The sequence below is a fragment of the Terrabacter sp. P5_B1 genome, assembly GCF_056400505.1.
In genome coordinates this window covers 1-948 of sequence record NZ_JBFULD010000591.1, presented here as the reverse complement: position 1 = coordinate 948, position 948 = coordinate 1, and the positions used below count along the sequence as shown (strand labels likewise).

2 protein-coding genes are annotated in these 948 nt (G+C 74.2%); one reads left to right on the top strand and one right to left on the bottom strand.

All coding sequences use genetic code 11. The features are described 5' to 3' along the window. Nucleotides 1-254 (top strand): universal stress protein (locus tag AC1DP0_RS22255; protein WP_478088816.1); only part of this gene is annotated, 254 nt, incomplete at its 5' end. A gap of 6 nt (nt 255-260) precedes the next feature. On the opposite strand, the gene AC1DP0_RS22250 is transcribed toward AC1DP0_RS22255, so the two are convergent. Further along, nucleotides 261-948: glycosyltransferase family 2 protein (locus AC1DP0_RS22250; protein WP_478088814.1), on the bottom strand; the 688-nt coding region annotated here is incomplete at its 5' end.

Genomic DNA, 948 nt, shown 5'->3' with positions numbered 1-948 from the left:
CCGACCCGCAGGAGGCCACGGCGGCCTACCTCGGGGAGGTCGTGGACGAGGTCGCTGCGGACTTCCCCGACGTCGTCGTCGAGCAGCACGTGGTCTCGGGCCATGCCGCCGAGGAGCTGATCCGCCTGTCCGCCCAGGCTGAGGAGGTCGTGCTCGGCGCGACGGGCAGCGGCGGCTTCGCCGGGATGACCCTCGGCTCGGTCAGCCGGGCCGTCCTCGAGCACGCGCTCAGCACGGTCGTCGTCGCCCGCTGACGCGTTTCACGCGGACGCGGCGCCGCTCGTCTGCCAGCTGCCGTCGGCCGACCGGCGCACGAGTCCCTGCGCGGCGAACGCCTCCAGCCATCCCTCCATGGGCCACCAGCCCCAGCGCTCGGCGAACCGGTTGGCGTTGGTGACGACGTCGTGCACGTGCTGCACGGGAGGAGAGGAGGTGGGGTGGTGCTGGTGGTGGGCCAGCGCGCCTCCCACCCACAGGAGCCGTCCGTCGGCCGCGTCGAGCCTCTGCCCGAAGTCGGTGTCCTCGCCGCCGTAGCCGACATACCCCTCGTCGAAGCCCCCGACGGCGCGCCACGAGGACACGGTGAGGGCGAAGGACAGGGACCAGAAGAGACGCAGGTCCTGCGCCGGGCGGACCTCGTCGGCGGCCAGGACGGGACGAGCCGGGTGAGGTGGCGCGAGCCCGCTCAGGGCCGCCAGCCCGAGGTCGCGGTAGTCGCGACCCGCAGGTGTGGGGGGCAGGTAGGCCACCTCGCCGGCGAGGACCACCGGGCCGCCGACGACGTCGGGTTGCGGCACGTCCGGAGTGCGGCGCCCCACGGAATCGAGCACACCGGCATACCGCTCGAGCAGGCCTGCGGAAGGGATGCAGTCGACGTCGAGCAGCACGACCCGGTCGGCTCCGGTCGCAGCGGCCACGTCCACGCCGAGGTTGCGGGCGGCGGCCAGG